Below are 22,777 nucleotides of genomic sequence, written 5' to 3' on the forward strand. Positions count from 1 at the left end.
GATTTTAACGTGGAAATAGTTATTTTGCGCTTTAGAATTTAGTTTTCAGGCTCTTTTTTAATTAAGTTAGTTCTATTTTCTGAGACTCAGTACAATCATTAAATTTTGTTCCAAGGAGCACACAAAGCTCAAGAAAAGAGCCTTAGATAAAGAGTTTGGAAGGATGGCTGCAGGATGAAGACAGGGAAGGTATTTTTAGTAGGAGCGGGACCAGGTGACGTTCGTTTAATCACCGTAAAAGGATTGGAAGCAATTCAGCAGGCTGAGGTGATCTTATATGACCGCCTCGCAAATCCAAAACTATTGGAGTATGCGCCGGCGGGCTGCGAACTAATTTATTGCGGAAAATTGCCTGACCGCCATATATTACGCCAAGAAAGTATCAATGAACTTTTAGTAGAAAAGGCACTAGAAGGTAAGGTGGTCGTTCGTTTAAAAGGCGGAGATCCAGGTGTTTTTGGCCGGGTTGGGGAAGAAGCCGCGGCCCTTGCCCATTATCAAATTCCTTTTGAAATCGTTCCTGGGATATCTTCGGGGATTGCAGCCCCCCTTTATGCGGGAATTCCAGTCACCCACCGAGAGCATGCGGAGTCGTTTGCAGTGGTTACAGCGCATGATAAATCAGCGGAAGGCAAGCCAATGCTTGATTGGGAAGGCCTTGTTCGCGGCATCGATACCATCGCCTTTTATATGGGAGTAGGAAACCTGCCTTTTATCTGTGAGAATCTGATTGGACATGGGAAACCTGCTTCTACTCCTGTTATCCTGATTCAATGGGGTACATTTGGCCGTCAAAAAACATTGCAGGGAACACTTGCGGATATTTCGGAAAAGGTATTGGAAGCTAATTTTCGTAACCCGGCGATTATCCTTGTCGGTAATGTGATATCCCTTCGTGAAAAAATCAGTTGGTTCGAAAAAATGCCTTTGTATGGCAGGCAGATCTTGCTTGCACGTACTGGGGAAAGTGTTAGCGGCTTGGCAAAGGAATTGATGGATCTGGGTGCGGATGTCATTGAATTTCCAAAATGGAAGAAGACCAAATTGCCTGTTGAGTTAAGTAATGTAAAAACCTATGAAAAGATCCTATTCTCATCCCCAGAAAGTGTCAGTGAATTTTTTGAAGCTGTCATGGATAAAGGGATGGATATCCGAGAAATACGTGCTAGTTTTTATGGCGGTTCTAGTAAATCAATTAAAGCTCTAAAAGAACGGGGTTTTATTGCAGGATTGTTGGTGGACATGCCTCAGGAGGGCAGCCTGTTGATTGTCGGGGACAATAAGAGTAAAACGATTGAGAATGCTGATTATTTGGTGACAAGTAAAAAAGAACTGGATATGCAGTTCATACCAATTTTTCAACGAATGCTTGAAGAAGCAGACGTGAATACAATGGTGTTTCCGAGTGCAGCTACAGTTGGAACGTTTTTGGAAGGGCTAGAGGTTTGTACTATTAACCCCATCGAACTTTTGAACAATCTACAAGTTGTTTGCATAGGGCAGCAGACAAAGAATGCAGTTGAACGTGCTGGCCTTAGATCAGACGGAATGCCGGAATCTGCTACAAAAGATGCGTTGGCAGACTATTTAGTTCAGCATCCAGTTGCTTGTGAAAGGTAGTGGGATTGCTTGAATTCTAATTATCCAATTATGGTAAAACTCGAGGGTAAAAAGGCAGTAGTGGTTGGCGGCGGTAAGGTTGCTGAACGCAAGGTTCACGGTCTCTTAGGCTCTGGAGCCCAAGTTGTCGTAATCAGTCCGGAAGCAACGAAGGAACTTAGAAAACTTGCGGATATTGGAAAAATAAACTGGCAGCAAAAAATGTTTTCAGAAGAAGATCTCTATGGTGCGTTTTTGATTTTTGCTGCAACGGACAGCATGGAGTTGAATCAAACAATTAAGAAGTCTGCGGGTGACCATCAGCTTGTAACCATTGCGGATGATCCTGAAGGTTCAGACTTCCATGTTCCCTCTCAAATTCAACGCGGACGATTGACCATTTCAGTGTCAACGGGTGGAGCCAGCCCCACATTTGCACGAAGAATCCGAGAGCAGCTGGACCAGCAATTTGATGAACGGTATGAAGAATATTTGGAATTTTTATTTTCTGCGAGACAGAAAATCTTAAAAGAAGTGCAAGACCCTGTTAGAAAAAGGAATTTGTTATCCGCGATAGTTAATGAGGAGTTTTTAAACAGTCAAAATCGCGAAGGTGAATTTTTACAAATAATGCGGAAAAAATGACGTGTAATTACACACGTCATTTTTTGTGGCTTTTATAGATTTATCAGGTCATTATCATGCTTTTTTAATTGTTCCTGTAAATTTACGATGTAATTCATCATGGCTATTCGAACGATAGAAGGATAGTAACGGTTGTTAAGTTCATGCTCGCATTCCTCTAAATCCATTTTTTTCACTTCAATCACTTTATTTAATTCTTCCAAACTCATCGATATTCACCCCTGCTTGCAAAAAAGTCTACATTTACCTTCCTAAATTTCAATTTTCTCACTCTCCTAATCTATGTTTATAGTTTTAAGCATGGACAACTTTTTCAGAGTTTATACTCACTTTTTAAGCGTATAAAAAGACCTCAAACAGGCAAAAAAGATAGATAAAAAGTAAATGAGGTTGTAAAGATGAACGAGAGAGTGTTGCATAGCTATCAAATTTTAGATCAGTTACGTTTGCCGCATGGTTTGTATTTGGCCTCTTCGTCAAAGGACTATCATTATGTGTGGCTGCGCGATTCCTTTTATATGGCACTGCCCTATTTGGAGCAGAACAATCAATTTTACGAAATGACTTATCACCGAATTTTGGACTTATTTAGAGAATACGAGTGGAAGCTGGACATTCATACCGTTCAGAAGCCGAGAGAGCAATGGGAATACATCCATTCAAGATATTCTGCCTCCGAAGTAAGGGAAATCGACACTCCATGGGGGCATGCCCAGCATGATGCCATCGGGGCCATACTTTGGGGGATTGGAATGGGGCAGACAAAGGGAAAAAACATCATCAGAGATGAAAAGGATCATGAAATTGTTCAAAAACTGGTGGGCTATTTAGGCTGTGTGGAGTACTGGCAAGACGCAGATAATGGCATGTGGGAGGAATGGCGAGAAGTCCATTCTAGTTCTGTCGGAGCATGTGTGGCGGGCCTCCAAGCAGTTAGAGATATTGTTTTTGTGCCTGGTGAATGGATTACCAATGGATATCAAGCTCTTAGTAACCTGTTCCCGGGTGAAAGCAGCGATCGGCCCTTTGATTTAGCACAATTAAGTTTAATCTTCCCGTATCAGGTTTTAACTGGGGACAAGGCTAAGGTGATTGTTAACCAGGTCGAAAAGGTACTTTTACGCGAACGCGGAGTGATTCGCTACAAAGGAGATTCCTATTATTCAACGGTTGAACATGAAGGGAGGCACCATAATTTGACATTTTACTACGGAACAGAGGCTGAATGGACGTTTGGACTGCCTTGGCTGGCACTTTGCCATTTAGAATTAGGCAATATTGAAAAAGCAAACCATTACATAAAACAAACAGAAAGTGTAATGCTTACGGATGGCAGTTTACCAGAACTATACTTTGCCAAATGTGCAGAATATAATTCCAATACCCCATTAGGCTGGGGAAGTGCCATGTATATTTTGGCTAAAGAGCGATACGAAAGATTAATGTAAAGGTAGAGGCAGTTGAGAAATAGTTCAACTGCCTCTTTTTTAGTACTTTAGGATTATTTTACCTAATTTAATAAAATTTTCAGAAAAATAGTTCCTTTTTTAAATTTTGTGTTATATAATACAACACATGGTAATACGCTGTGTTATAACAAAGGGGTGAACGAGTCCATGTCGACGCAAACAACAGGTATTGAGGTAGTAGGAGCCCTCAAAGCGCAATACGGTGAGATTTTAACACCCGAAGCGCTAAACTTTATTGAGGAGTTAGAACAAAGATTTGGAACAAGGCGACTGGAACTGTTACAGTCCAGGGAAAAACGCCAAGAGGAAATTAATAACGGGCACCTGCCGGATTTCCTTCCTGAAACAAAGCAAATACGAAATGGGGACTGGACCATTGCTCCCTTGCCGAAAGACCTTCAGGATCGCCGTGTAGAGATTACCGGACCAACGGACAGAAAAATGGTTATTAATGCGCTAAACTCTGGTGCAAAGGTTTTTATGGCAGATTTTGAAGACGCTACTTCACCAACCTGGGAGAACCTCGTCGAGGGACAAATCAACTTAAGAGACGCAGTAAGTCGGACGATTTCCTATGAAAATCAAAATGGTAAAAAATATGTTCTAAATGAGGAAAGTGCAGTCCTCTTTGTTAGACCGCGCGGACTTCATTTAGAGGAAAAACATGTGCAACTAAATGGCAAGCCCATTTCCGGAAGCTTCTTTGATTTCGGTATGTACTTTTTCCATAATGTAAAAAATCTACTTGCACGAAGGACGGGGCCATATTTATATCTTCCAAAGCTTGAAAGTCATATGGAAGCACGTCTTTGGAATGATGTCTTTGTTTTTGCACAACGGAAGCTTGGAATACCTCAAGGAACCATTAAAGCGACTGTCTTAATTGAAACGATTATGGCTGCATTTGAAATGGATGAAATACTTTTTGAATTAAAGGAACATTCAGCAGGTCTAAATTGCGGAAGATGGGATTATATTTTCAGTTATTTGAAGAAGCTGCGTAACCACAAAGATATTATTTTACCGGATCGATCACAGGTAACCATGACTGCACCATTTATGCGCTCCTATTCCTTGCTGACCATTCAAACGTGTCACCGCAGGAGAGCCCCGGCTATTGGGGGGATGGCAGCACAAATACCCATCCGTGAAAATCCAAAAGCGAACGAGGAAGCATTTGCGAAGGTTACTGCTGATAAAGAGCGTGAAGTAAACGATGGTCATGATGGTACTTGGGTGGCACACCCTGGCCTGGTACCGGTAGCTTTAGAAGTATTTGATAGAGGGATGCCGTTAGCAAACCAGATTCATAGTAGCAAACAACAGAAGATTACGATTACTGCAGCTGATCTCCTTGAAGTACCAGGAGGAAAGATTACCGAAGAAGGTGTTCGCGTTAATATCAATGTTGGTATTCAATACATTGCTTCTTGGTTATCTGGAAAAGGAGCTGCACCAATCCATAACTTGATGGAGGATGCAGCAACCGCTGAAATATCGCGTGCTCAAGTTTGGCAGTGGATCCGCCATCCGAAAGGTGTACTTGCGGACGGCAGAAAAGTAACAGTTGAAATGTATGAGAAATTTAAGACTGAGGAATTAGAGAAAATCAAGGCTGAAATTGGCCTGTCTGCTTATGAGAATGAAACTTTCACTAAAGCGGTGGAGCTATTTGATGGCTTGGTCTTAAATGATGAATTTGTAGAGTTTTTGACATTACCTGGATATGAGCTTTTATAAAAAATTTTAATAGATTAATAGGAGGAATTTATAATGACAAACAAAAGAGCGATGGAATTACAAGAAAGCTGGGAATTAGATAAGCGTTGGAATGGGATTACTAGACCGTACACAGCTGAGGATGTTATCAAGCTTCGCGGTTCCCTGGACATCGAGCATACATTGGCAAGACGTGGTGCAGAAAAGCTTTGGAAGCAAATGCATGAAGAGGATTATGTTAATGCTTTAGGTGCACTGACAGGAAATCAAGCTGTTCAACAGGTAAAAGCAGGATTAAAGGCCATCTATCTAAGCGGCTGGCAGGTAGCAGCTGACGCCAATTTATCTGGACATATGTATCCGGACCAAAGCCTATATCCAGCAAATAGCGTACCGAGCGTCGTAAAGCGAATTAACCAAGCACTTCAACGTGCAGATCAAATCACCCATTCAGAAGGGGATGACTCAATTGATTGGTTCGTTCCGATTGTAGCCGATGCAGAAGCAGGTTTTGGCGGACAGCTAAACTGTTTTGAACTGATGAAGGGCATGATTGAAGCAGGTGCTGCAGGTGTTCACTTTGAAGACCAACTTTCTTCTGAGAAAAAGTGCGGTCACTTGGGTGGAAAGGTATTGCTGCCGACACAGACGGCTGTTAGAAACTTAATTGCTGCCCGCTTGGCGGCAGATGTTATGGGCGTTCCAACCGTGCTGGTGGCACGTACAGATGCAAATGCTGCAGATTTAATTACGAGTGATATTGATATGAATGATGCACCATTCATTACAGGAGAGCGGACGGCAGAAGGCTTTTTCCGTACGCAAGCCGGGCTCGATCAGGCGATTGCCCGTGGTTTAGCCTATGCACCATATGCAGATTTGATTTGGTGTGAAACATCTGAGCCGAACATTGAAGAAGCGAGAAGATTTGCTGAGGCCATCCATGAGAAATTCCCTGGTAAAATGCTGGCTTACAATTGCTCACCATCCTTCAATTGGAAAAAGAAACTGGATCAAGAAACCATTGCGAAATTCCAGCAAGAGCTTGGAAAAATGGGCTACAAGTTCCAATTCGTAACACTAGCAGGTTTCCATGCCTTGAACCACAGCATGTTTGAGCTTGCCCGCGGCTACAAAGAGCGCGGCATGGCCGCATACTCCGAACTGCAACAGGCAGAGTTCGATAGTGAGCAATATGGCTACACTGCAACAAGACACCAACGTGAAGTGGGAACAGGATATTTTGATCAGGTATCCATGGTTATTACAGGAGGTACCTCTTCCACCACAGCGTTAAAAGGCTCAACCGAGGAAGAGCAATTTACAAAATAATTTAGATGATCCCTCTCTCCAAGTGGAGAGGGGGATTTTTGTATGAGGGGGAGGGAGATAGTGGCGGATGGCGGGGAATACTTGCGGATGGGGGGGAATACTTGCGGATGGCGGAAAATACTTGCGGATGGCGGAAAATACTTGCGGATGGCGGAAAATACTTGCGGATGGCGGAAAATACTGGCGGATGGCAAGAAATACTGGCGGATGGCAAGAAATACTGGCGGATGGCGAGAAATACTGGCGGATGGCGGGAGAATACTGGCGGATGGCGAGAAATACTGACGGATGGCGTGGAAATACTGGCGGATAACAAGAAACACTCCCGCATAAAGCATAAGCACTCTCAAATAGACATTTTTTTTGGAAATGAACCTTTTTTAAGGTATCATCATACATAATAAATAGCCCTTTAAATGGAGTTGATTACTTTTGAAAAAGCCAAATGTTGAGGAGGTTCTTCAACAGGGTATACATGGCCCTTTGGAAACAAAGCCGGATGAGAGGCGGAAATATTTGGGATCGTTACGGGAGCGAATTATTATTGCCCTTAAGAAAAGTCAAGTTGCAGAAGCTGCGATTTATCCGCAGGTTGAACGGGAAATGAAACAGAATCCGCGGTCTAATCTCTTTCTAAATGGAAATATGGATTACTCAGTCCTATCTAAATATGTGAAGCTGGCAGTTAAATACAAGCTTGAGCATACGATTGTGACCAATAAAGAGCACGATACAGACATTGGCTTAATTTTAGCGATGGACTATGCGATTGATAAAGAAGAAATCTACATTACAAAAAAGGCAATCAATTTACCAGAGCAGCCAAAAAGTAAGGGTCTTTTTTCGAAACTGTTTAAAAAATAATAAACATAGAAAAAGCAGTCTAAAAAAATTTAGATTGCTTTTTCAATACCTCAGACATACGCCTATTTTACTATATTTGGATATCTCTGGAACTTTTATAAAAATTGGAATATTATTATTTATAGGGACAATTACCGATAGGTCCAAGTAAATGCAGTAGGACAGACAAAGGGTTAGTAAAACTCATAATAAGTACGCAAAAATAATGGTCATAAAACTAATAGATTACTAGATAAATAGCTTCTGACCAAAATTTAGGAGGGGAATTATGAGAAGATATACCATTCTTTTTATTGTAATTGTTCTAATGCTTACTCTCACAGGGTGCAAATATCCAACCCTAGAAAAAGCAATTGCTGAAACCATTCCATTTGAAGTGCAGAACGTGCTGCACAAGACAAAAAGTGATGGAATTACGATCGTTCTTTATAGCACGAAGGCTGAAGGGAAAGAAGTTAAACATATTAAAGAACCCGTGCTGGGTGTTTCCTTCTTTGAAGGGAACGATAATGATGGATGGAAGAATAGTGGTCCAAATGGCTGGGAGCATGCTGAAAGCATAACCTATTCTACCTACGTAGAAAATTATACAAAGTATGATGATAAAGGAAAAGTTCTGAAAGATATATATGTTGCGTTTGGAGAAATTCTGAATGAAGATATTAATAGAATAGAGATTGCCGATCACGAAAGTGAGGATTACAAAGAGGCGAAAGTAATTAACAAAGACGGCAAAAGATACTATATAGGACTAGGTTTCCGACCACAGGTTCGAGCTTTAAATAGTAATGGTGAGGTTATTCCGCAAGAATAATTACATAATGAGATATATAGACACAAAACAAGATCATCTATGGAGCTAAGGCTCCTATTTTTTTGCCCCAAAATCTTAAATAGTCCCCTTTTGCCCATACTGATGAGGCAATCATTGCGGTAAAGCGAAAAAGTTTGGTATTATCAATAGTAAATTAACTAAGACATAGAGGGATTGGGGGATTGAAAGATGACACGAATCTCAAATGAGCAGGTGAAGCATGTAGCCAACCTGGCTAGATTAGCCATTACGGAAGAAGAAACTGAAAGGTTCACAAAGCAACTGGACGCCATTATTACATTTGCCGAACAGTTAAATGAGCTGGATACGTCAAATGTTGAACCAACCTACCATGTGCTGGATATGAAGAATATCTTCCGTGAAGACATTAAGCAAAAGGGTCTGCCACGGGAAGAAGTACTAAAAAATGCTCCAGACCACCAGGATGGGCAAATAAAAGTCCCCGCAATTCTAGGGGAGTAGAGACTGGTTCTGCAGCAATATAAAGGAGGGATATCATGAGCTTATTTGATTATAAAGTTTCAGATCTTCATGAACTTTTACATAAAAAGGAACTTAAGACTTCTGATCTTGTGGATGAGTCGTATAAACGTATAGCCCAAGTCGAGGGCAAAATTCAGGCATTTTTAACATTGGATGAAGAGAAAGCTCGGCAAACAGCCAGTTATCTCGATGACAAGCTTGCCGCGGGTTCTAAAAATGGTATGTTATTTGGGCTTCCAATTGGTGTAAAGGACAATATTGTCACAAAAGGACTTGTGACAACCTGTGCAAGTAAGATTCTAGAAAACTTCAATCCCATCTATGATGCTACCGTTGTTCAGAAACTGCAGCAGCAAGAAACAGTAACAATCGGAAAGTTAAACATGGATGAGTTTGCGATGGGCTCTTCTAATGAGAATTCGCATTATCAAAAGACTCGCAATCCGTGGAATCTTGAGAGAGTACCAGGAGGATCTTCAGGCGGGTCCGCTGCTTCCGTTGCGGCAGGTGAAGTGCTGTTTTCTTTAGGTTCTGATACAGGTGGGTCAATCCGTCAGCCAGCAGCTTTTTGCGGGGTAGTAGGGTTAAAACCTACATATGGCCGTGTTTCCCGTTTCGGGCTCGTTGCCTTTGCGTCGTCTCTTGATCAAATTGGCCCTATTACAAGATCCGTTGAAGATAATGCCTATCTTTTGCAAGCAATATCCGGTTTAGATCCAATGGACTCCACATCAGCGAATGTCGACGTGCCGGATTTCGTCTCGGCATTAACGGGAGATATTAAAGGGTTAAAGATAGCTGTACCTAAGGAATACCTGGGTGAAGGTGTAAATGAAAGTGTCCGTCAGTCCGTGCTCGATGCATTAAAGGTGCTTGAAAAACAAGGGGCTGTTTGGGAAGAGGTTAGTTTGCCTCATTCAAAATATGCCTTAGCCGCTTACTATTTACTATCATCTTCGGAAGCATCTGCCAATCTTGCCCGCTTTGATGGTGTTCGTTATGGCTATCGGACTTCAAATGCAGATAATTTACTTGATTTATATAAGAAATCAAGGGCTGAAGGCTTTGGTGACGAAGTAAAACGCCGAATCATGCTCGGTACCTTTGCGCTAAGTTCTGGTTATTACGATGCTTACTACAAAAAAGCCCAGCAGGTTCGGACGTTAATCAAGAAGGACTTTGAAGATGTATTTGAAAAATATGATGTCATCATTGGTCCGACGACCCCAACTCCAGCGTTTAAAATTGGTGAAAATATTGAAGATCCGCTAACGATGTATGTGAATGATATTTTGACGATTCCTGTGAACCTAGCAGGGGTACCTGGAATCTCGATTCCATGCGGATTTGATAATGGGCTGCCGCTTGGGTTACAAATTATCGGCAAGCATTTTGATGAAGCAACAGTCTATCGCGTGGCACATGCATTTGAGCAAGCTACTGATTATCATAAACAGAAGCCGGGACTATAGGGGGTGAAGACGATGGAATTTGAAACAGTGATTGGTTTAGAAGTTCATGTGGAGTTAAAAACGGATTCAAAAATCTTTTCGGCAAGCCCAAACCACTTTGGTGCAGAGCCGAATACAAATACAAGTGTAATCGACCTTGGTTATCCCGGAGTATTGCCAGTTCTAAATAAAAAGGCAGTAGAATATGGAATGAAGGCTGCAATGGCCTTAAATTGCCAGGTTGCCAGTCATACGAAATTTGACCGGAAGAACTACTTTTATCCAGATAATCCGAAGGCATACCAGATTTCTCAATTCGATAAACCAATCGGAGAGCACGGCTGGATTGAAATTGAGGTGAATGGCTACACAAAACGAATTGGTATAACGAGAATTCATTTGGAAGAAGATGCAGGGAAACTAAGCCATGGTAATGGATATTCATTAGTGGACTATAACCGCCAGGGAACACCCCTTGTGGAAATCGTTTCTGAGCCAGATATCCGGACACCTGACGAAGCCTATGCCTATCTTGAAAAATTAAAATCGATTATCCAGTTTACAGGAGTCTCTGATTGTAAGATGGAAGAAGGGTCGCTCCGTTGTGACGCAAATATTTCGATTCGTCCAGTCGGACAAGAAGAGTTTGGAACGAAGACAGAATTAAAGAACTTAAACTCGTTTAATTTTGTCCGCAAAGGCTTGGAATTTGAAGAGAAACGGCAGCGTGAAGTTATCAGTCAGGGCGGAAAAGTTGACCAAGAGACACGTCGATTTGATGAAGCTACCGGCGCAACCATACTTATGCGTGTAAAAGAAGGATCTGATGATTATCGTTACTTCCCTGAACCAGATTTACTCGATATCTATATTGATGAGGAATGGAAAGAACGGATTGCAGCTGAAATTCCAGAGCTTCCCGATCAACGCCAAAAGCGTTATGTGGAAGAACTAGGATTACCTGTTTATGATGCGAAAGTTTTAACGGTAACGAAAGAAATGGCCGATTTCTTCGAAGGTAGTGTTACTGCTGGTGCAGAGGCAAAACTGGCTTCAAACTGGATCATGGGAGATGTTTCAGCTTACCTGAATTCAGAAGGGAAAGAACTTCATCAGATTGCCCTAACGCCTGAAAGCTTAGCGGGCTTGATTAAGCTTATCAAAAACGGAACGATTTCTTCAAAAATCGCTAAAACCGTTTTTAATGAGTTGATTGAGAACGGCGGGGATGCTGAAGTAATAGTAAAAGAAAAGGGCCTTGTTCAAATTTCCGATGAAGGTACACTGCTGAAAATCATTTCAGAGGTCCTCGATGCGAATCCACAATCGGTTGAAGATTTTAAGAACGGTAAAAATAAAGCAGTAGGATTCCTAGTGGGGCAGCTTATGAAGGCGACGAAGGGTCAGGCAAATCCACAAATGGTGAATCAATTATTACAGCAGGAATTAGGCAAACGATAAACGTCAAACAGGCAGATTCTACTCTGTCTGTTTTTTTTGTCGAATCATTGATCGACTTATTCCGCATCATTTCCTGGGAAAGATCTTTATTTCCTAAGGCTTACAGTGGAACTAATTAAACGTTTGATTAAACGACAAAAATCTACCCTTTTCTGGAAGAAGAACCTTTAATAATAGGGTTAATGGCTTTTTTAATCAAATGTTTGATTAGTAAATTTGGGGCAGTTTAATGTCGTGAATTGGAGTGAATTTAAAATGGACTGGATTTCAGGAAATAATCCATTAAAAAGTGACAATAATTTCATAGGAAAAACGTAGAATATTCATTGGGATAAGGGTTTTTATTAAAACTAATCAAACGATTATTTAGTTGACAAAATCCCCCCATTTTTTAAGGGGAAACTCTTTTATAACAAGGGCGGGAGTCCATTCTAATCAAACGTTTGTGTAATGGAAAAAGGGGAAATTTGCTGCATTACAAAATTAGAAAAACGCTCAAGCTGAGCGTTTTTCTTAGTAACCTATTCTTGTTTTAATAAACGTACACTTTCATCAAACTCTTTTTCAATTGCTTCATTCTTCTTATATGTGACTAAGCTTACGATAACAGCAACGAGTAGGTTAAAAACAAAGCCGGGAACAATCTCGTAAAGTGTTTCGCCAAGTCCAACATTTTTCCAAACAATAACCGTTACAGCACCGACGATCATTCCGAAAAGGGCTCCCCAATTCGTAATCTTTTTCCAGAATAAACTTAAAAGGATGATTGGACCGAAGGCTGCTCCGAAACCGGCCCATGCATACGCAACTAAGTCTAATATCGTGCTGTTTTGTTTAAAAGCAAGTGCTGCAGCAACGACAGCAACAAGGAGAACAGCCATTCTTCCTAAGAAGACTAGATGTTTATCACTCGCATTTTTGTTCATGACCACTTTATATAAATCTTCAACAAGTGCACTAGAAGTAACAATTAATTGAGAGGAAATTGTACTCATAATCGCAGCAAGAATCGCTGCTAATGCAAATCCTGCGAATAACGGATGAAATAATATTTGACTAAGTTCTATAAAAACAGCCTCCGGATTCTCCAAAACATGCTGTGGATTCTGTTGGAAATAAGCAATTCCTATTAATCCAGTAAATATAGTACCGATTAGGGTAATAATCATCCAGCCCATACCAATACGACGGGCACTTTTTGTTTCATTAATCGTTTTAATAGCCATGAAGCGGACGATGATATGCGGCTGGCCAAAATAACCAAGTCCCCACGCCATTGCAGATACGATTCCTAAGAAAGTCGTTCCCTTTAATAAATCAAGTTTAGACGGATCGATTGCTCTGATGGTATCAAACGTTTCGGCAGGACCACCCGTACTAAAGATTCCGATTGCCGGAACAAGCATTAGTGCAATCAGCATCATTAATCCTTGGATAAAGTCCGTATAACTTACTGCTAAAAAGCCGCCAAATAAAGTATAGGCAACGACAACGCCGCCAACGATATAAAGACCTGTATGGTAGCTTGTGCCGAAGGAGCTTTCAAAAAAGACAGCACCGGAAACCATCCCCGAAGAAACATAAAAAGTAAAGAATATTAGTATGACTATACCAGATACAATTCGGAGAAGTTTCGTATTATCTTTAAAACGATTTTCAAGGTAGCTTGGAATCGTGATAGAATCGTTGGCTACCTGTGTATAGGAACGCAGGCGAGGTGCTACCAATAACCAGTTGAGATAAGCGCCAATTGTTAAACCAATGGCAATCCAGGCATCTGCTAAACCGGTTAAATAGATTCCACCAGGTAAGCCCATTAATAACCAGCCGCTCATATCAGCAGCACCAGCACTTAATGCTGTTACAGCAGGACCTAAAGATCTTCCTCCCAGCATGTAGTCTGTCAGATTGCTTGTTTTACGATAGGAATACCAACCGATAAAAAGCATCATCGCAAGGTAAATTCCAATGGATACAAGCTGAAGTGTTTCATTGGACATGTATTTTCCTCCTTTATTATGTTAGAAATCGTTTAAAATAATATTTTTTATATATGAAATATTCTATCAACTTAATAATATTATAGCTACTACTAAAATATTACTTTTTTAAAATAGGATAAAATGCTCTTGGGATATTTGAATAGAAGGTAGAATTCCTTACATTTGTAAGAAGGATATAAAAGGATTATGATAATAATAAGATGAAGGGAGTGTTTATAGTGGAGTTAAATTCATGGTTTCAAAAAGGATTAACGAAAGATGAATACATAGGGCAAATGACACGGAATAAAGAAGAGATGGTTTCCATTTATGAACGTTTTGAGTTAAAGGCAGAGGATAAAAACAAACTCGAAGCAATCCAGTCAAAGAATTTGCGTGCGATTGTTCTTACAGAGGATTGGTGCGGGGACGCCCTGCTTAACAACCCAGTGTTACTAAGAATAGCAGAAGCAGCCGGCATGGAAGTTCGGTTTGTACTAAGGGACCAGAACCTTGAGCTAATGGATCAATATTTAACGAACGGCACCTCGAGAGCGATTCCTATTTTTATTTTCATTGATCAAGAAGGAAATGAAGTTGGAGTTTGGGGACCACGTGCACCTGAAATCCAAGCTCTTGTAGAAAAAGGCCGTGCGGAACTGCCGGATAAAGAAGCACCGGATTTTCAAGAAAAGCAACTGGCTTTTTATAAAAGCTTGGGCACTACCTATCAACAAAATCCTTCTACTTGGCAAACGGTCGCAAACAGTATTATACAGAAGCTTCTATAATAAAAAGGAATCCCTGGCATTAGTCAGGGATTCCTTTTACATTTTAAGATTGTTATTTTTCGGTGGAATACGGTCATTGATTAAATTTTTATCGTTTATTTTGGGTTCAATTCCTAAGATGAGGTTACGAATATTTGAGCGGTGAAGATAAATTAAAAATAAGGTAAAAAATAAGAAAATAAGTTCAAAGTTAACATTGGTTGAAATAAAAGAATAAATCATCAGACTAAGACCCACAGAGATAGAGCCCAAAAATACATATTTTGATAGAAAAATCACTAAAAAGAAGGACCCAAAAGCAATCAAACCCAACGGTAAATTTGCTACTGCTAAGGTTCCGGCAGTGGTAGCAATGGCTTTCCCCCCGCGAAAACCGGCAAAGATAGGAAAGCAATGTCCGATAACCGCCAGCAGACCAAAGTAAAGCGGTTCGACATCAAGGTTGAAGTATAGAGGAAGGGACGCAGCGAGTGCACCTTTACCAATATCAACAAGTACCACGATTATGGCAGACCCTTTTCCAAGAACCCTTAAGGTGTTCGTAGCTCCAGGATTTTTACTGCCATGGTCACGAATATCAACCCCGAAGATTAGCTTGCCCACAATCAGCGCAGTAGGAATACTCCCAATTAAGTAAGAAGCAATGAGCAATAACCAGAGCATAATGATCATTCCTTTGTTAGAGTATCTAGATTATAAATAGCAAACTATCATAGTTCAATGGTACAATTTTTTTAGTTCCAATTCTAGGTAAATTTTAGGCGCGACGAACTTGAGACCTATAGATTTTGGACAAGTTGCTAATAGTTATGCTTGTTCATGAGAAGATATTCCCGTCAGACTAATAGATGCCTAATAAATTTGAAACGCCCAAAACGTGCGAACATACCGCACGTTTTCTTATGCTATTATTTTTTTAAAAAATTTATTAAATAAAAAGTGTAGGGGTTTGTAATAAGTATTCCGTCTATTAAGGTGAAGGTCAGAGAGAGAGGGGGAGAGTGCGATTAGTGATTCAGCTTTACTACAAAAAGTGATGGACGGCAGTGATCATGCCTTTCGCCTTTTGGTTGAGAAGTACCGCAATGATGTGTTCCGGACCGTCTTTGCTGTTCTTCGTGACCAAAAGGAAGCAGAGGATGCTGCTCAAGAAGTATTTGTGAAAATATATACCTCTCTCTCCCAATATGAAAATCAAGGCTTTAAGACTTGGATGACCCGGATAGCGGTAAATCATGCCATAGATGTAAAACGCAAGCTTGCGAGAAGAAAAGAAGAAGTGGTTGAAGCTTTAGAACAGCAGGCATTCGGTACTCCAAAGGATAGTGTGGAGAAAGAATTGCTTGAAAATGAAAGACGAAAGCTTGTTAGAAATCGACTTGATGAGCTCCCAGAGAATTATCGGGATGTCATTTATGGTTTCTATATAGCGGAAAAAAGTTATCAGCAATTGGCTGAAGAACAAAAGGTACAGGTGAAAACCATTGAAACAAAGCTTTACAGAGCACGGGTTTGGATGAAAAAGAATTGGAAGGAGGACGATTTTTCATGAAGCATTATCATTATGATGAGTGGTTGAGCTATGTTAAGGACGAAGTAAGCGGTCAGACACGAGAGGAACTTGAAAGTCATCTATATACATGCGATGAATGTCTGGAGCATTATCTACAAGCTGTCTCAGAACATGAATCATCACTTCCAGTTCTTCTAAATGAGACTAGTTTTACAGACCTAGTGATGGCAGAGGTTTCGAAACAAAATGAGTATATTGAAAAACCGTCAGTCATGAAGCAGCCGGTAAAAACGAAAAAGCCATTCTACCAACAGGCATCTTTCCACTATTTGATTGCAGCGGCTGCAACACTATTGCTTACCTTTTCAGGAGTGTTTCAATCACTTGCAACGTATGCAAGTGCAGTAGAGGCACCACAGCATATCAAGGAGAAAAAGCCAACAGTCACAGAGGGCGTTATTGATAAAACATTTGCATGGATGGATTCACTGGAAGAAAAGGAGGCAAATAAAAAATGAAAAATTCAACGAAGGCGTTAACGTTATCGTTATTTCCAGGCCTCGGTCATATTTATTTCGGCAATATGTTTCGGGGGGTGCTTTACTTACTAGCCGTTGTTGGCTGTGCATTTATCACCATTTTTGGTTTATTTTCTGGCAATGAGGAAATTGCAATCCTTTCTTTTATGGCTGGAATTTTTATCTACTTAGTTAGCTTTATTGACATGGGTGTGCAAATTTCCAAGCAGAAGAAAGCGTTAAAAGCTGCAAATCCAGATATTCTCCCAACACAAGTAACACAGGAGTCAGAAAGGTTTTATACCATTGCGTTATCGTTTGTCCCGGGTTTGGGCCATTTTCAACTTGGGTTAATGAATCGTGGTGTAACATTGTTAGCAGCGTTCTTAGGGCTGGCTGTAATGGTCATCTTTGTAACGGCACTTAGCGGCCGTGGTGAGTTTATGGTGTTCTTGCTAGGATTGCCAATTATTTGGGTGTACGGATTTTTTGACGCGGTGCAGCAGGTGAATAAAAAGCAGCGTGGTGAGGAGCTAATCGATCGAACGATCTTTGAAGACTTGGAAACACGAAGAGAAGATGGAAAGAAGAGCAAATCGATTGCCACCTTCCTTTCTATTTTCCCTGGTGCAGGCCACCTCTATCTAGGCTTACAAAAGCGTGGGATTCAATTAATGGCGGCTTTCCTGTTTTCCATCTACATCTTAGATATTTTACGACTTGGAATCTTCTTGTTCCTGATTCCGATTATATGGTTTTATAGCTTTTTTGACGCTATGCAGAAGGTATCCAAATATGGTGAGGAAGAAATCGAGGATGTTCCGATTATTTCTTACTTAATTAATCATCAGAAATGGGTTGGAATTGGTTTAGTTGTATTGGGGCTTTATTACCTATTCATGAATGTGGTCATTCCAGTCTTTGCACCAATGCTGTCAAATTTGATCAATATAGATTTAAATTATTGGGTTCAAAGATATTTTCAAACGGGAGTTGTCTGTGTGCTGTTAATTGGCGGTGGTATTAAGTTATTAGCCGGTAGCAAGCACAAAAAGGAGGAAGGGAAATCATGAAAAAGTGGCAAAACACGATTACAGGGGTACTCTTAATTGGAGCTGGAATTGGATTCCTTTTTAAAAAAAGAAAGGAGGAGCAGGAATGAGAACATGGCGTGTTGGTACATTTTCGATGGGAGCCTCGCTCGTCTTTCTTGGCATCTTCCTTTTCCTCTCACGTTTTATGGGGTTTGATCTTGTTCATGTGATGACGTCTTGGTGGCCAGTGCTGTTAATTGTCCTTGGAATTGAAATTCTTCTCTATTTATTTCTATCAAGGCAGGAGAAACCAATATTAAAATATGATTTTGTTAGTATCCTGTTTGTTGGGGTGCTTGGAATGGTTGGAATCATGTTCGCGACGCTTAGTGCTACTGGGATTATGGGGAAAGTAGAGGAGGCTGTTGCAAGGGAAGAGCGCTCGTTTGAGCTTCCTAATTTCTCCTATCAGATGGATGATAGTATCAAACGTGTAGTGTTACGAACTACAGGCTACCAAACAACAATTGAAGCAACAGATGAAAAAGAAGTGTCGATGTTTGGAACGTACCGAATCCAGACAGCGAACAAGGATGGGCTCTTAAAAAGTGCGGATGAATACGTGTATGCCAACAAAAAGGGAGATACTCTTTACGTAAATGTAAAGACCTTGCCAAATGAGATGGGACCTTTTTATAGTCAACAAGAAATTGCCTCCACTATACTTATTCCTAAAGGTGTACAGCTTGAGGTAATTGGAAATGGGAATGATATTACGTTAAATCCACGGTCACTTGAAAATAACTGGAGTTTAGATGGTGCCTCGTCTATAAATGTTAAGGTTGCTGAAGACAGCCATTTAAATATAACAGCGGATGGTGTTGGTGATGTGAATGGCAGGGATGGAGCATGGCAGTTAACCGAAACAGACACCCCGAATGAAGGAATAAAAAGGAATGCTGTTTTCCAGTCTGGTGAGGGTAAGTACAATATCACTATCACGAATACCCACTATGTTAGTGTAAATACAAATTAAATCACGTTTTATTTTTTGCAAATAAATAAAAAAAGGGTATGATAGTAGACGGCAGGAATATGGATAGAATAATATTTGTTGCCGGGGTTAATAATTGTAAGCCAAGGTACGAATTGGTAGAATATAGAAGAGACCCATCATATACCATTTATTGATTTTATAAAAAATAGGATGATGAATATGAAACGAGCACGATTGATATATAATCCTACATCAGGGCGGGAGATTCTTAAGCGCCATCTTGCGGAAATTCTGGAGAAACTTGAGATTGCCGGGTATGAGGCGTCTTGTCATGCGACGACTGGTGCTGGTGATGCGACGGCTGCTGCCAAGATTGCGGTTGAAAGGCAGTATGATGTTGTTATCGCAGCCGGCGGGGATGGTACCATAAATGAGGTGGTTAACGGACTTGCCGAGCAGGAGTACCGCCCGAAGTTAGGAATTATTCCGGCCGGCACCACGAATGATTTTGCCCGAGCCCTTCATATCCCAAGAGATATTGGTGCGGCGGTAGATATTATCACGAAGGGTGATCTCATCCCGGTGGATATTGGTCGAATCAATGATCGATATTTTATTAATATTGCTGGCGGCGGCAGGATTACAGAGCTTACTTACGAAGTTCCCAGTAAATTAAAAACCATGCTTGGACAGCTTGCTTACTATTTAAAAGGGATGGAAATGCTTCCTTCGATTAAAGCAACAGACCTTACTATTGAGTATGATGGAAAGCTGTTTGAAGGGGAAGCGATGTTATTTCTTGTGGGGCTGACGAATTCAATTGGCGGTTTTGAAAAGATTGCTCCCGATTCATCGATAAACGATGGTCTATTTTCATTGCTCATTTTGAAAAAGATCAATTTAGCGGAGTTTGTCCGAGTGGCAACGTTAGCTATCCGTGGTGAGCATGTCAATGATCCGAATGTGATTTATGCGAAGGCTAGCCGAATTAAAGTACATTCAACAGAAAAGGTACAAGTAAATCTTGATGGTGAATTTGGCGGATTGCTGCCCGCTGAGTTTGCAAATTTGTACCGGCATTTGGAAGTGTTCGTCCCTATCGAGGACATTCGTCCGCTTGATAAACCAAGCGACTGGATACCGGGTCAAAGATATAGCTGAAAAAGGCGCGTTCCATTCCGGAGCGGGCTTTTTAGTTTAAAGGAATGGCTGTGCTCAAAAAGGCTGTTGATTAGCGCTACAGTAACCAGCGAAAGTAAAAATAGGCGGAGACTTTCCGGTTAAATGCAGAATGGAGCCTGTTTCGGGGGGAATAAGGGAAGGTTTTCCGGTTATGCACAGCAAAATCCTCTATTTTCGCCTATTTCGGATCGATAGGCGGAATCTCTCCGTCTATATATGCTAATTTTATTAGTAAATACTAATTAAGCGAGATTTCTCCGCCTATTTAGATTCTTATAATTAATAAAATAAACGATAACCTATAACAGCCAAAGGAATAAATGATTTCTGTACAGAAATAGTAATGGATGATAAGGGGGTAATTGGAATGGTAAAAAGGGCTTTAATTAATATCGATTATACGGTAGATTTTGTTGCGGATGCGGGTGCGTTAACCTGTGGAGTGCCAGGTCAGAACATTGAAAGTAAAATCGTCCAATTAACACAAGAATTTATTGACCGCGGTGATTACGTCGTTTTTGCCATTGATGTCCATGACGAAGGGGATGAACATCATCCTGAAACAAAATTGTTTCCTCCGCATAATATTCGGGGGACTGCAGGCAGAGATTTGTTCGGAGAGCTTCAAACTGTTTATGACGAGAGTAAAGAGCGAGAGAATGTGTATTACATTGATAAAACCCGGTACTCCGCATTCGCTGGAACCGATCTTGAAATCAAACTGCGAGAACGGGGAATTGCAGAGCTTCATCTAGTTGGTGTTTGCACAGATATTTGTGTTCTCCACACGGCCGTTGACGCCTACAATAAAGGATTTACCATCGTTGTACATAAGGAGGCGGTAGCTTCTTTTAATCAACAAGGTCATGAATGGGCATTGGGGCATTTTGAACAATCCCTTGGGGCGCTGGTTAAATAGTTTTTATAATGGTAAAATTATTTAATATGTTGAAAAAGTAGTTGTTCGGAGGGTTATGATGAAAAACATTTATCAGGATGATAGCTTGACTCTGCATACGGATCTATATCAGATCAATATGGTAGAAACGTATTGGAGAGATGGCAGATATAAAAAACGTGCCGTGTTCGAATTGTTTTTCCGAAAGCTCCCTTTTGGGAATGGATATGCAGTATTCGCTGGCTTGGAAAAAGTCATTCAGTTTATCCAGGGATTCCGCTTTACAGACGATGATCTGGAGTATTTGAAAAATGAAGTAGGCTACCAGGATGACTTTTTGGACTATTTAAGGGATTTGCGCTTTACGGGTACCATTCGCTGCATGAAAGAAGGCGAGCTTGTATTTGGAAATGAGCCGATTTTAAGTGTGGATGCCCCGCTTTGCGAAGCCCAATTGGTTGAAACAGCACTATTAAACATCGTTAATTATCAAACATTAATTGCTACAAAGGCCTCTCGTATTAAGCAGGTTCTTGGAAATGAAATTGCAATGGAATTCGGTACTCGCCGGGCGCAGGAAATGGACGCGGCCATTTGGGGAGCCAGAGCATCTTACCTTGCTGGTTTTGAAGGTACAAGTAATGTGAGAGCGGGTAAATTGTTTCAAATTCCTGTTTCCGGTACACATGCTCATTCTATGGTGCAGGCCTATAAGGATGAATATACTGCATTCAAAAAATATGCTGAGACGCATAAAGATTGTGTCTTTTTGGTTGATACATATGATACCCTTCGTTTGGGTGTTCCGAATGCCATTAAGGTAGCTAAGGAGATGGGCGATTCCATTAATTTCATCGGAATCCGTTTAGACAGCGGTGACCTTGCCTATCTTTCAAAGGAAGCGCGGAAATTGCTGGATGAGGCAGGGTTTACGGATGCGAAAATTGTTGCCTCCAGCGATTTAGATGAATATACGATACTAAACTTAAAAGCACAGGGCGCGAAAATAGACAGCTGGGGTATTGGGACGAAGCTGATTACTGCTTACGATCAGGCTGCTCTTGGGGCGGTTTATAAAATTGTTTCCATTGAAGGCGAGAATGGCGAAATGGAAGATACGATTAAAATCTCTTCCAATCCGGTAAAAGTTACGACACCTGGTATCAAGAAAATTTATCGAATCATCAATAATAAGAATAATCATGCTGAGGGGGACTACATTTCACTCGCGGACGAAAAACTGCCAGAGAAAAAGCTAAGAATGTTCCACCCAACGCATACATATCTGAATAAGGTCGTGACAAACTTTACTGCAAAAGAGCTTCATGAAGTGATTTATTCTAACGGGGAACTTGTTTATGAAGTCCCGTGTTTAGAGGAGTCTCGTGAATATTTGAAGCAAAACCTTAACGCCCTCTGGGATGAGTATAAGCGAACACTGAATCCTGAGGAATACCCTGTTGACCTTAGCCAAAAATGCTGGGATAACAAAATGAGAAATATTGAAGAAGTAAAAGAGAAAGTTGCCGAAATGAAGGCAGAATAAGTATGAGGAAGGCACCCTTGATGGGTGTCTTTTTGCAGTTTTTAAAGTAGTTGGCAGGATCAGGGTGCCATGGTTACTGTAATATTGGCTTTTTAAGGAAAACGGTCGTCATAAACGCTCTATGGTTACCGCAAAATCGTTTTTTGACAGAAACCGGTCACCATAAAAGCTCTATAGTTACCCATATATCGCTTTTTTATGGGGAACGGTCATCATGAAAAAGCAAAAAAACAGATGACCAAAATAAATAGTAATGGTCATCTGTTTTTGTTCATGGTTTTCTTATTTATTTTTCCAAAAATCCATAAATGCATGGTACATTTCTATGCCTTGAAAGGTAAGCATTCCTGCAGCAGTCAATGAAAAAAAGCCAATCATTACAAATCGAATCCACATATTTTTTCCTCCCTTATTGTAAGTTGTTAACTTATCAATGCAGGGGAGGAGATTACATAGTT

Annotated in this window: 23 protein-coding genes; 20 read left to right on the forward strand and 3 right to left on the reverse strand. The window is 40.8% G+C overall.

The genetic code is table 11. From position 1 onward, the window contains the following. Positions 1–174: 174 nt before the first annotated feature. On the forward strand, positions 175–1,620 hold the full coding sequence (cobA, locus tag V7108_RS02625) for a uroporphyrinogen-III C-methyltransferase (RefSeq protein ID WP_335567311.1): 1,446 nt from the start codon (positions 175–177) through the stop codon (positions 1,618–1,620). Between the two features lie 9 nt (positions 1,621–1,629). Next, on the forward strand, positions 1,630–2,244 hold the full coding sequence (locus V7108_RS02630) for an NAD(P)-binding protein (RefSeq protein ID WP_335567312.1): 615 nt from the start codon (positions 1,630–1,632) through the stop codon (positions 2,242–2,244). A 32-nt stretch (positions 2,245–2,276) separates the two neighbouring features. On the opposite strand, the gene V7108_RS02635 is transcribed toward V7108_RS02630, so the two are convergent. Beyond that, positions 2,277–2,453 (reverse strand): hypothetical protein, encoded by a 177-nt coding sequence (locus V7108_RS02635; RefSeq protein WP_335509473.1) that lies wholly within the window; start codon positions 2,451–2,453, stop codon positions 2,277–2,279. A gap of 189 nt (positions 2,454–2,642) precedes the next feature. On the opposite strand from V7108_RS02635, the gene V7108_RS02640 reads away from it, so the two are divergent. The 9 genes from V7108_RS02640 (at position 2,643) to gatB (ending at position 11,858) form a co-directional block, all read left to right on the forward strand. Continuing rightward, a complete protein-coding gene (locus V7108_RS02640; protein ID WP_335567313.1) occupies positions 2,643–3,692 on the forward strand; it encodes a glycoside hydrolase family 15 protein in 1,050 nt (349 codons plus the stop codon). A gap of 168 nt (positions 3,693–3,860) precedes the next feature. Continuing rightward, on the forward strand, positions 3,861–5,453 hold the full coding sequence (gene aceB, locus V7108_RS02645; protein ID WP_335567314.1) for a malate synthase A: 1,593 nt from the start codon (positions 3,861–3,863) through the stop codon (positions 5,451–5,453). A gap of 33 nt (positions 5,454–5,486) precedes the next feature. Then, entirely contained in the window at positions 5,487–6,764 is a 1,278-nt protein-coding gene (gene aceA, locus V7108_RS02650; RefSeq protein WP_335509465.1) for an isocitrate lyase, read from the forward strand. A 67-nt stretch (positions 6,765–6,831) separates the two neighbouring features. After that, positions 6,832–7,077, forward strand: a complete 246-nt coding sequence (locus V7108_RS02655; protein WP_335567315.1) for a hypothetical protein — start codon at positions 6,832–6,834, stop codon at positions 7,075–7,077. Between the two features lie 119 nt (positions 7,078–7,196). Continuing rightward, positions 7,197–7,628, forward strand: a complete 432-nt coding sequence (locus tag V7108_RS02660; protein ID WP_335567316.1) for a YueI family protein — start codon at positions 7,197–7,199, stop codon at positions 7,626–7,628. A gap of 268 nt (positions 7,629–7,896) precedes the next feature. Beyond that, entirely contained in the window at positions 7,897–8,442 is a 546-nt protein-coding gene (locus V7108_RS02665) for a hypothetical protein (RefSeq protein ID WP_335567317.1), read from the forward strand. Between the two features lie 189 nt (positions 8,443–8,631). After that, a complete protein-coding gene (gene gatC, locus V7108_RS02670) occupies positions 8,632–8,925 on the forward strand; it encodes an Asp-tRNA(Asn)/Glu-tRNA(Gln) amidotransferase subunit GatC (RefSeq protein ID WP_335509459.1) in 294 nt (97 codons plus the stop codon). Between the two features lie 35 nt (positions 8,926–8,960). Beyond that, a complete protein-coding gene (gatA, locus tag V7108_RS02675) occupies positions 8,961–10,418 on the forward strand; it encodes an Asp-tRNA(Asn)/Glu-tRNA(Gln) amidotransferase subunit GatA (RefSeq protein WP_335567318.1) in 1,458 nt (485 codons plus the stop codon). Between the two features lie 12 nt (positions 10,419–10,430). Next, positions 10,431–11,858, forward strand: coding sequence for an Asp-tRNA(Asn)/Glu-tRNA(Gln) amidotransferase subunit GatB (gene gatB, locus V7108_RS02680; RefSeq protein ID WP_335567319.1), 1,428 nt, complete (start codon positions 10,431–10,433; stop codon positions 11,856–11,858). A gap of 521 nt (positions 11,859–12,379) precedes the next feature. Here the strand turns inward: gatB and putP are convergent. After that, positions 12,380–13,858 (reverse strand): sodium/proline symporter PutP, encoded by a 1,479-nt coding sequence (gene putP, locus V7108_RS02685; protein ID WP_335509453.1) that lies wholly within the window; start codon positions 13,856–13,858, stop codon positions 12,380–12,382. 221 nt (positions 13,859–14,079) lie between these two features. On the opposite strand from putP, the gene V7108_RS02690 reads away from it, so the two are divergent. Beyond that, on the forward strand, positions 14,080–14,631 hold the full coding sequence (locus V7108_RS02690) for a thioredoxin family protein (protein WP_335509451.1): 552 nt from the start codon (positions 14,080–14,082) through the stop codon (positions 14,629–14,631). A gap of 36 nt (positions 14,632–14,667) precedes the next feature. Here the strand turns inward: V7108_RS02690 and plsY are convergent, their stop codons facing one another. After that, positions 14,668–15,294 carry a glycerol-3-phosphate 1-O-acyltransferase PlsY gene (plsY, locus tag V7108_RS02695; RefSeq protein WP_335509449.1) on the reverse strand — a complete coding sequence of 209 codons (627 nt, stop codon included), beginning with the start codon at positions 15,292–15,294 and terminating at the stop codon, positions 14,668–14,670. A 373-nt stretch (positions 15,295–15,667) separates the two neighbouring features. Between plsY and V7108_RS02700 the strand changes: the two genes are divergently transcribed. The 8 genes from V7108_RS02700 to V7108_RS02735 all read left to right on the forward strand — a co-directional run bounded on the left by V7108_RS02700 (position 15,668) and on the right by V7108_RS02735 (position 22,319). Continuing rightward, positions 15,668–16,183: a sigma-70 family RNA polymerase sigma factor gene (locus V7108_RS02700; RefSeq protein WP_335509447.1), complete on the forward strand. Its 516-nt coding sequence runs from the start codon at positions 15,668–15,670 to the stop codon at positions 16,181–16,183. Further along, positions 16,180–16,662 carry an anti-sigma factor family protein gene (locus V7108_RS02705; protein WP_335567320.1) on the forward strand — a complete coding sequence of 161 codons (483 nt, stop codon included), beginning with the start codon at positions 16,180–16,182 and terminating at the stop codon, positions 16,660–16,662. The genes V7108_RS02700 and V7108_RS02705 overlap by 4 nt, the downstream gene beginning before the upstream one ends. Then, positions 16,659–17,735 (forward strand): hypothetical protein, encoded by a 1,077-nt coding sequence (locus V7108_RS02710; protein ID WP_335567321.1) that lies wholly within the window; start codon positions 16,659–16,661, stop codon positions 17,733–17,735. Before V7108_RS02705 ends, V7108_RS02710 begins: the two co-directional genes overlap by 4 nt. Continuing rightward, complete coding sequence (locus V7108_RS02715; RefSeq protein WP_335567322.1) at positions 17,732–17,824, forward strand: LPXTG cell wall anchor domain-containing protein; 93 nt, start codon at positions 17,732–17,734, stop codon at positions 17,822–17,824. Before V7108_RS02710 ends, V7108_RS02715 begins: the two co-directional genes overlap by 4 nt. Continuing rightward, on the forward strand, positions 17,821–18,732 hold the full coding sequence (locus tag V7108_RS02720; protein WP_335567323.1) for a LiaF transmembrane domain-containing protein: 912 nt from the start codon (positions 17,821–17,823) through the stop codon (positions 18,730–18,732). The genes V7108_RS02715 and V7108_RS02720 overlap by 4 nt, the downstream gene beginning before the upstream one ends. 180 nt (positions 18,733–18,912) lie before the next feature. Beyond that, complete coding sequence (locus V7108_RS02725) at positions 18,913–19,854, forward strand: diacylglycerol kinase (protein WP_335567324.1); 942 nt, start codon at positions 18,913–18,915, stop codon at positions 19,852–19,854. 388 nt (positions 19,855–20,242) lie between these two features. Then, complete coding sequence (locus tag V7108_RS02730) at positions 20,243–20,794, forward strand: cysteine hydrolase family protein (protein WP_335509436.1); 552 nt, start codon at positions 20,243–20,245, stop codon at positions 20,792–20,794. Positions 20,795–20,852: 58 nt separating this feature from the next. Continuing rightward, positions 20,853–22,319, forward strand: a complete 1,467-nt coding sequence (locus tag V7108_RS02735) for a nicotinate phosphoribosyltransferase (RefSeq protein ID WP_335509434.1) — start codon at positions 20,853–20,855, stop codon at positions 22,317–22,319. The last annotated feature ends 458 nt before the right edge of the window (positions 22,320–22,777 follow it).

Origin of the sequence: Neobacillus vireti (genome assembly GCF_036962345.1) — a bacterium.
In the GTDB taxonomy this organism is placed as follows: domain Bacteria; phylum Bacillota; class Bacilli; order Bacillales; family Cytobacillaceae; genus Neobacillus; species Neobacillus vireti_A.

What these genes read in the sequence shown, in the direction of transcription:
- cobA (WP_335567311.1), top strand. Translation starts at nt 175, where the DNA reads ATGAAGACAGGGAAGGTATTTTTAGTAGGAGCGGGACCAGGTGACGTT.
- V7108_RS02635 (WP_335509473.1), bottom strand. Translation starts at nt 2,453, where the DNA reads ATGAGTTTGGAAGAATTAAATAAAGTGATTGAAGTGAAAAAAATGGAT.
- V7108_RS02640 (WP_335567313.1), top strand. Translation starts at nt 2,643, where the DNA reads ATGAACGAGAGAGTGTTGCATAGCTATCAAATTTTAGATCAGTTACGT.
- aceB (WP_335567314.1), top strand. Translation starts at nt 3,861, where the DNA reads ATGTCGACGCAAACAACAGGTATTGAGGTAGTAGGAGCCCTCAAAGCG.
- aceA (WP_335509465.1), top strand. Translation starts at nt 5,487, where the DNA reads ATGACAAACAAAAGAGCGATGGAATTACAAGAAAGCTGGGAATTAGAT.
- V7108_RS02655 (WP_335567315.1), top strand. Translation starts at nt 6,832, where the DNA reads ATGGCGGGGAATACTTGCGGATGGGGGGGAATACTTGCGGATGGCGGA.
- V7108_RS02665 (WP_335567317.1), top strand. Translation starts at nt 7,897, where the DNA reads ATGAGAAGATATACCATTCTTTTTATTGTAATTGTTCTAATGCTTACT.
- gatC (WP_335509459.1), top strand. Translation starts at nt 8,632, where the DNA reads ATGACACGAATCTCAAATGAGCAGGTGAAGCATGTAGCCAACCTGGCT.
- gatA (WP_335567318.1), top strand. Translation starts at nt 8,961, where the DNA reads ATGAGCTTATTTGATTATAAAGTTTCAGATCTTCATGAACTTTTACAT.
- gatB (WP_335567319.1), top strand. Translation starts at nt 10,431, where the DNA reads ATGGAATTTGAAACAGTGATTGGTTTAGAAGTTCATGTGGAGTTAAAA.
- putP (WP_335509453.1), bottom strand. Translation starts at nt 13,858, where the DNA reads ATGTCCAATGAAACACTTCAGCTTGTATCCATTGGAATTTACCTTGCG.
- plsY (WP_335509449.1), bottom strand. Translation starts at nt 15,294, where the DNA reads ATGCTCTGGTTATTGCTCATTGCTTCTTACTTAATTGGGAGTATTCCT.
- V7108_RS02700 (WP_335509447.1), top strand. Translation starts at nt 15,668, where the DNA reads ATGGACGGCAGTGATCATGCCTTTCGCCTTTTGGTTGAGAAGTACCGC.
- V7108_RS02705 (WP_335567320.1), top strand. Translation starts at nt 16,180, where the DNA reads ATGAAGCATTATCATTATGATGAGTGGTTGAGCTATGTTAAGGACGAA.
- V7108_RS02710 (WP_335567321.1), top strand. Translation starts at nt 16,659, where the DNA reads ATGAAAAATTCAACGAAGGCGTTAACGTTATCGTTATTTCCAGGCCTC.
- V7108_RS02715 (WP_335567322.1), top strand. Translation starts at nt 17,732, where the DNA reads ATGAAAAAGTGGCAAAACACGATTACAGGGGTACTCTTAATTGGAGCT.
- V7108_RS02720 (WP_335567323.1), top strand. Translation starts at nt 17,821, where the DNA reads ATGAGAACATGGCGTGTTGGTACATTTTCGATGGGAGCCTCGCTCGTC.
- V7108_RS02725 (WP_335567324.1), top strand. Translation starts at nt 18,913, where the DNA reads ATGAAACGAGCACGATTGATATATAATCCTACATCAGGGCGGGAGATT.
- V7108_RS02730 (WP_335509436.1), top strand. Translation starts at nt 20,243, where the DNA reads ATGGTAAAAAGGGCTTTAATTAATATCGATTATACGGTAGATTTTGTT.
- V7108_RS02735 (WP_335509434.1), top strand. Translation starts at nt 20,853, where the DNA reads ATGAAAAACATTTATCAGGATGATAGCTTGACTCTGCATACGGATCTA.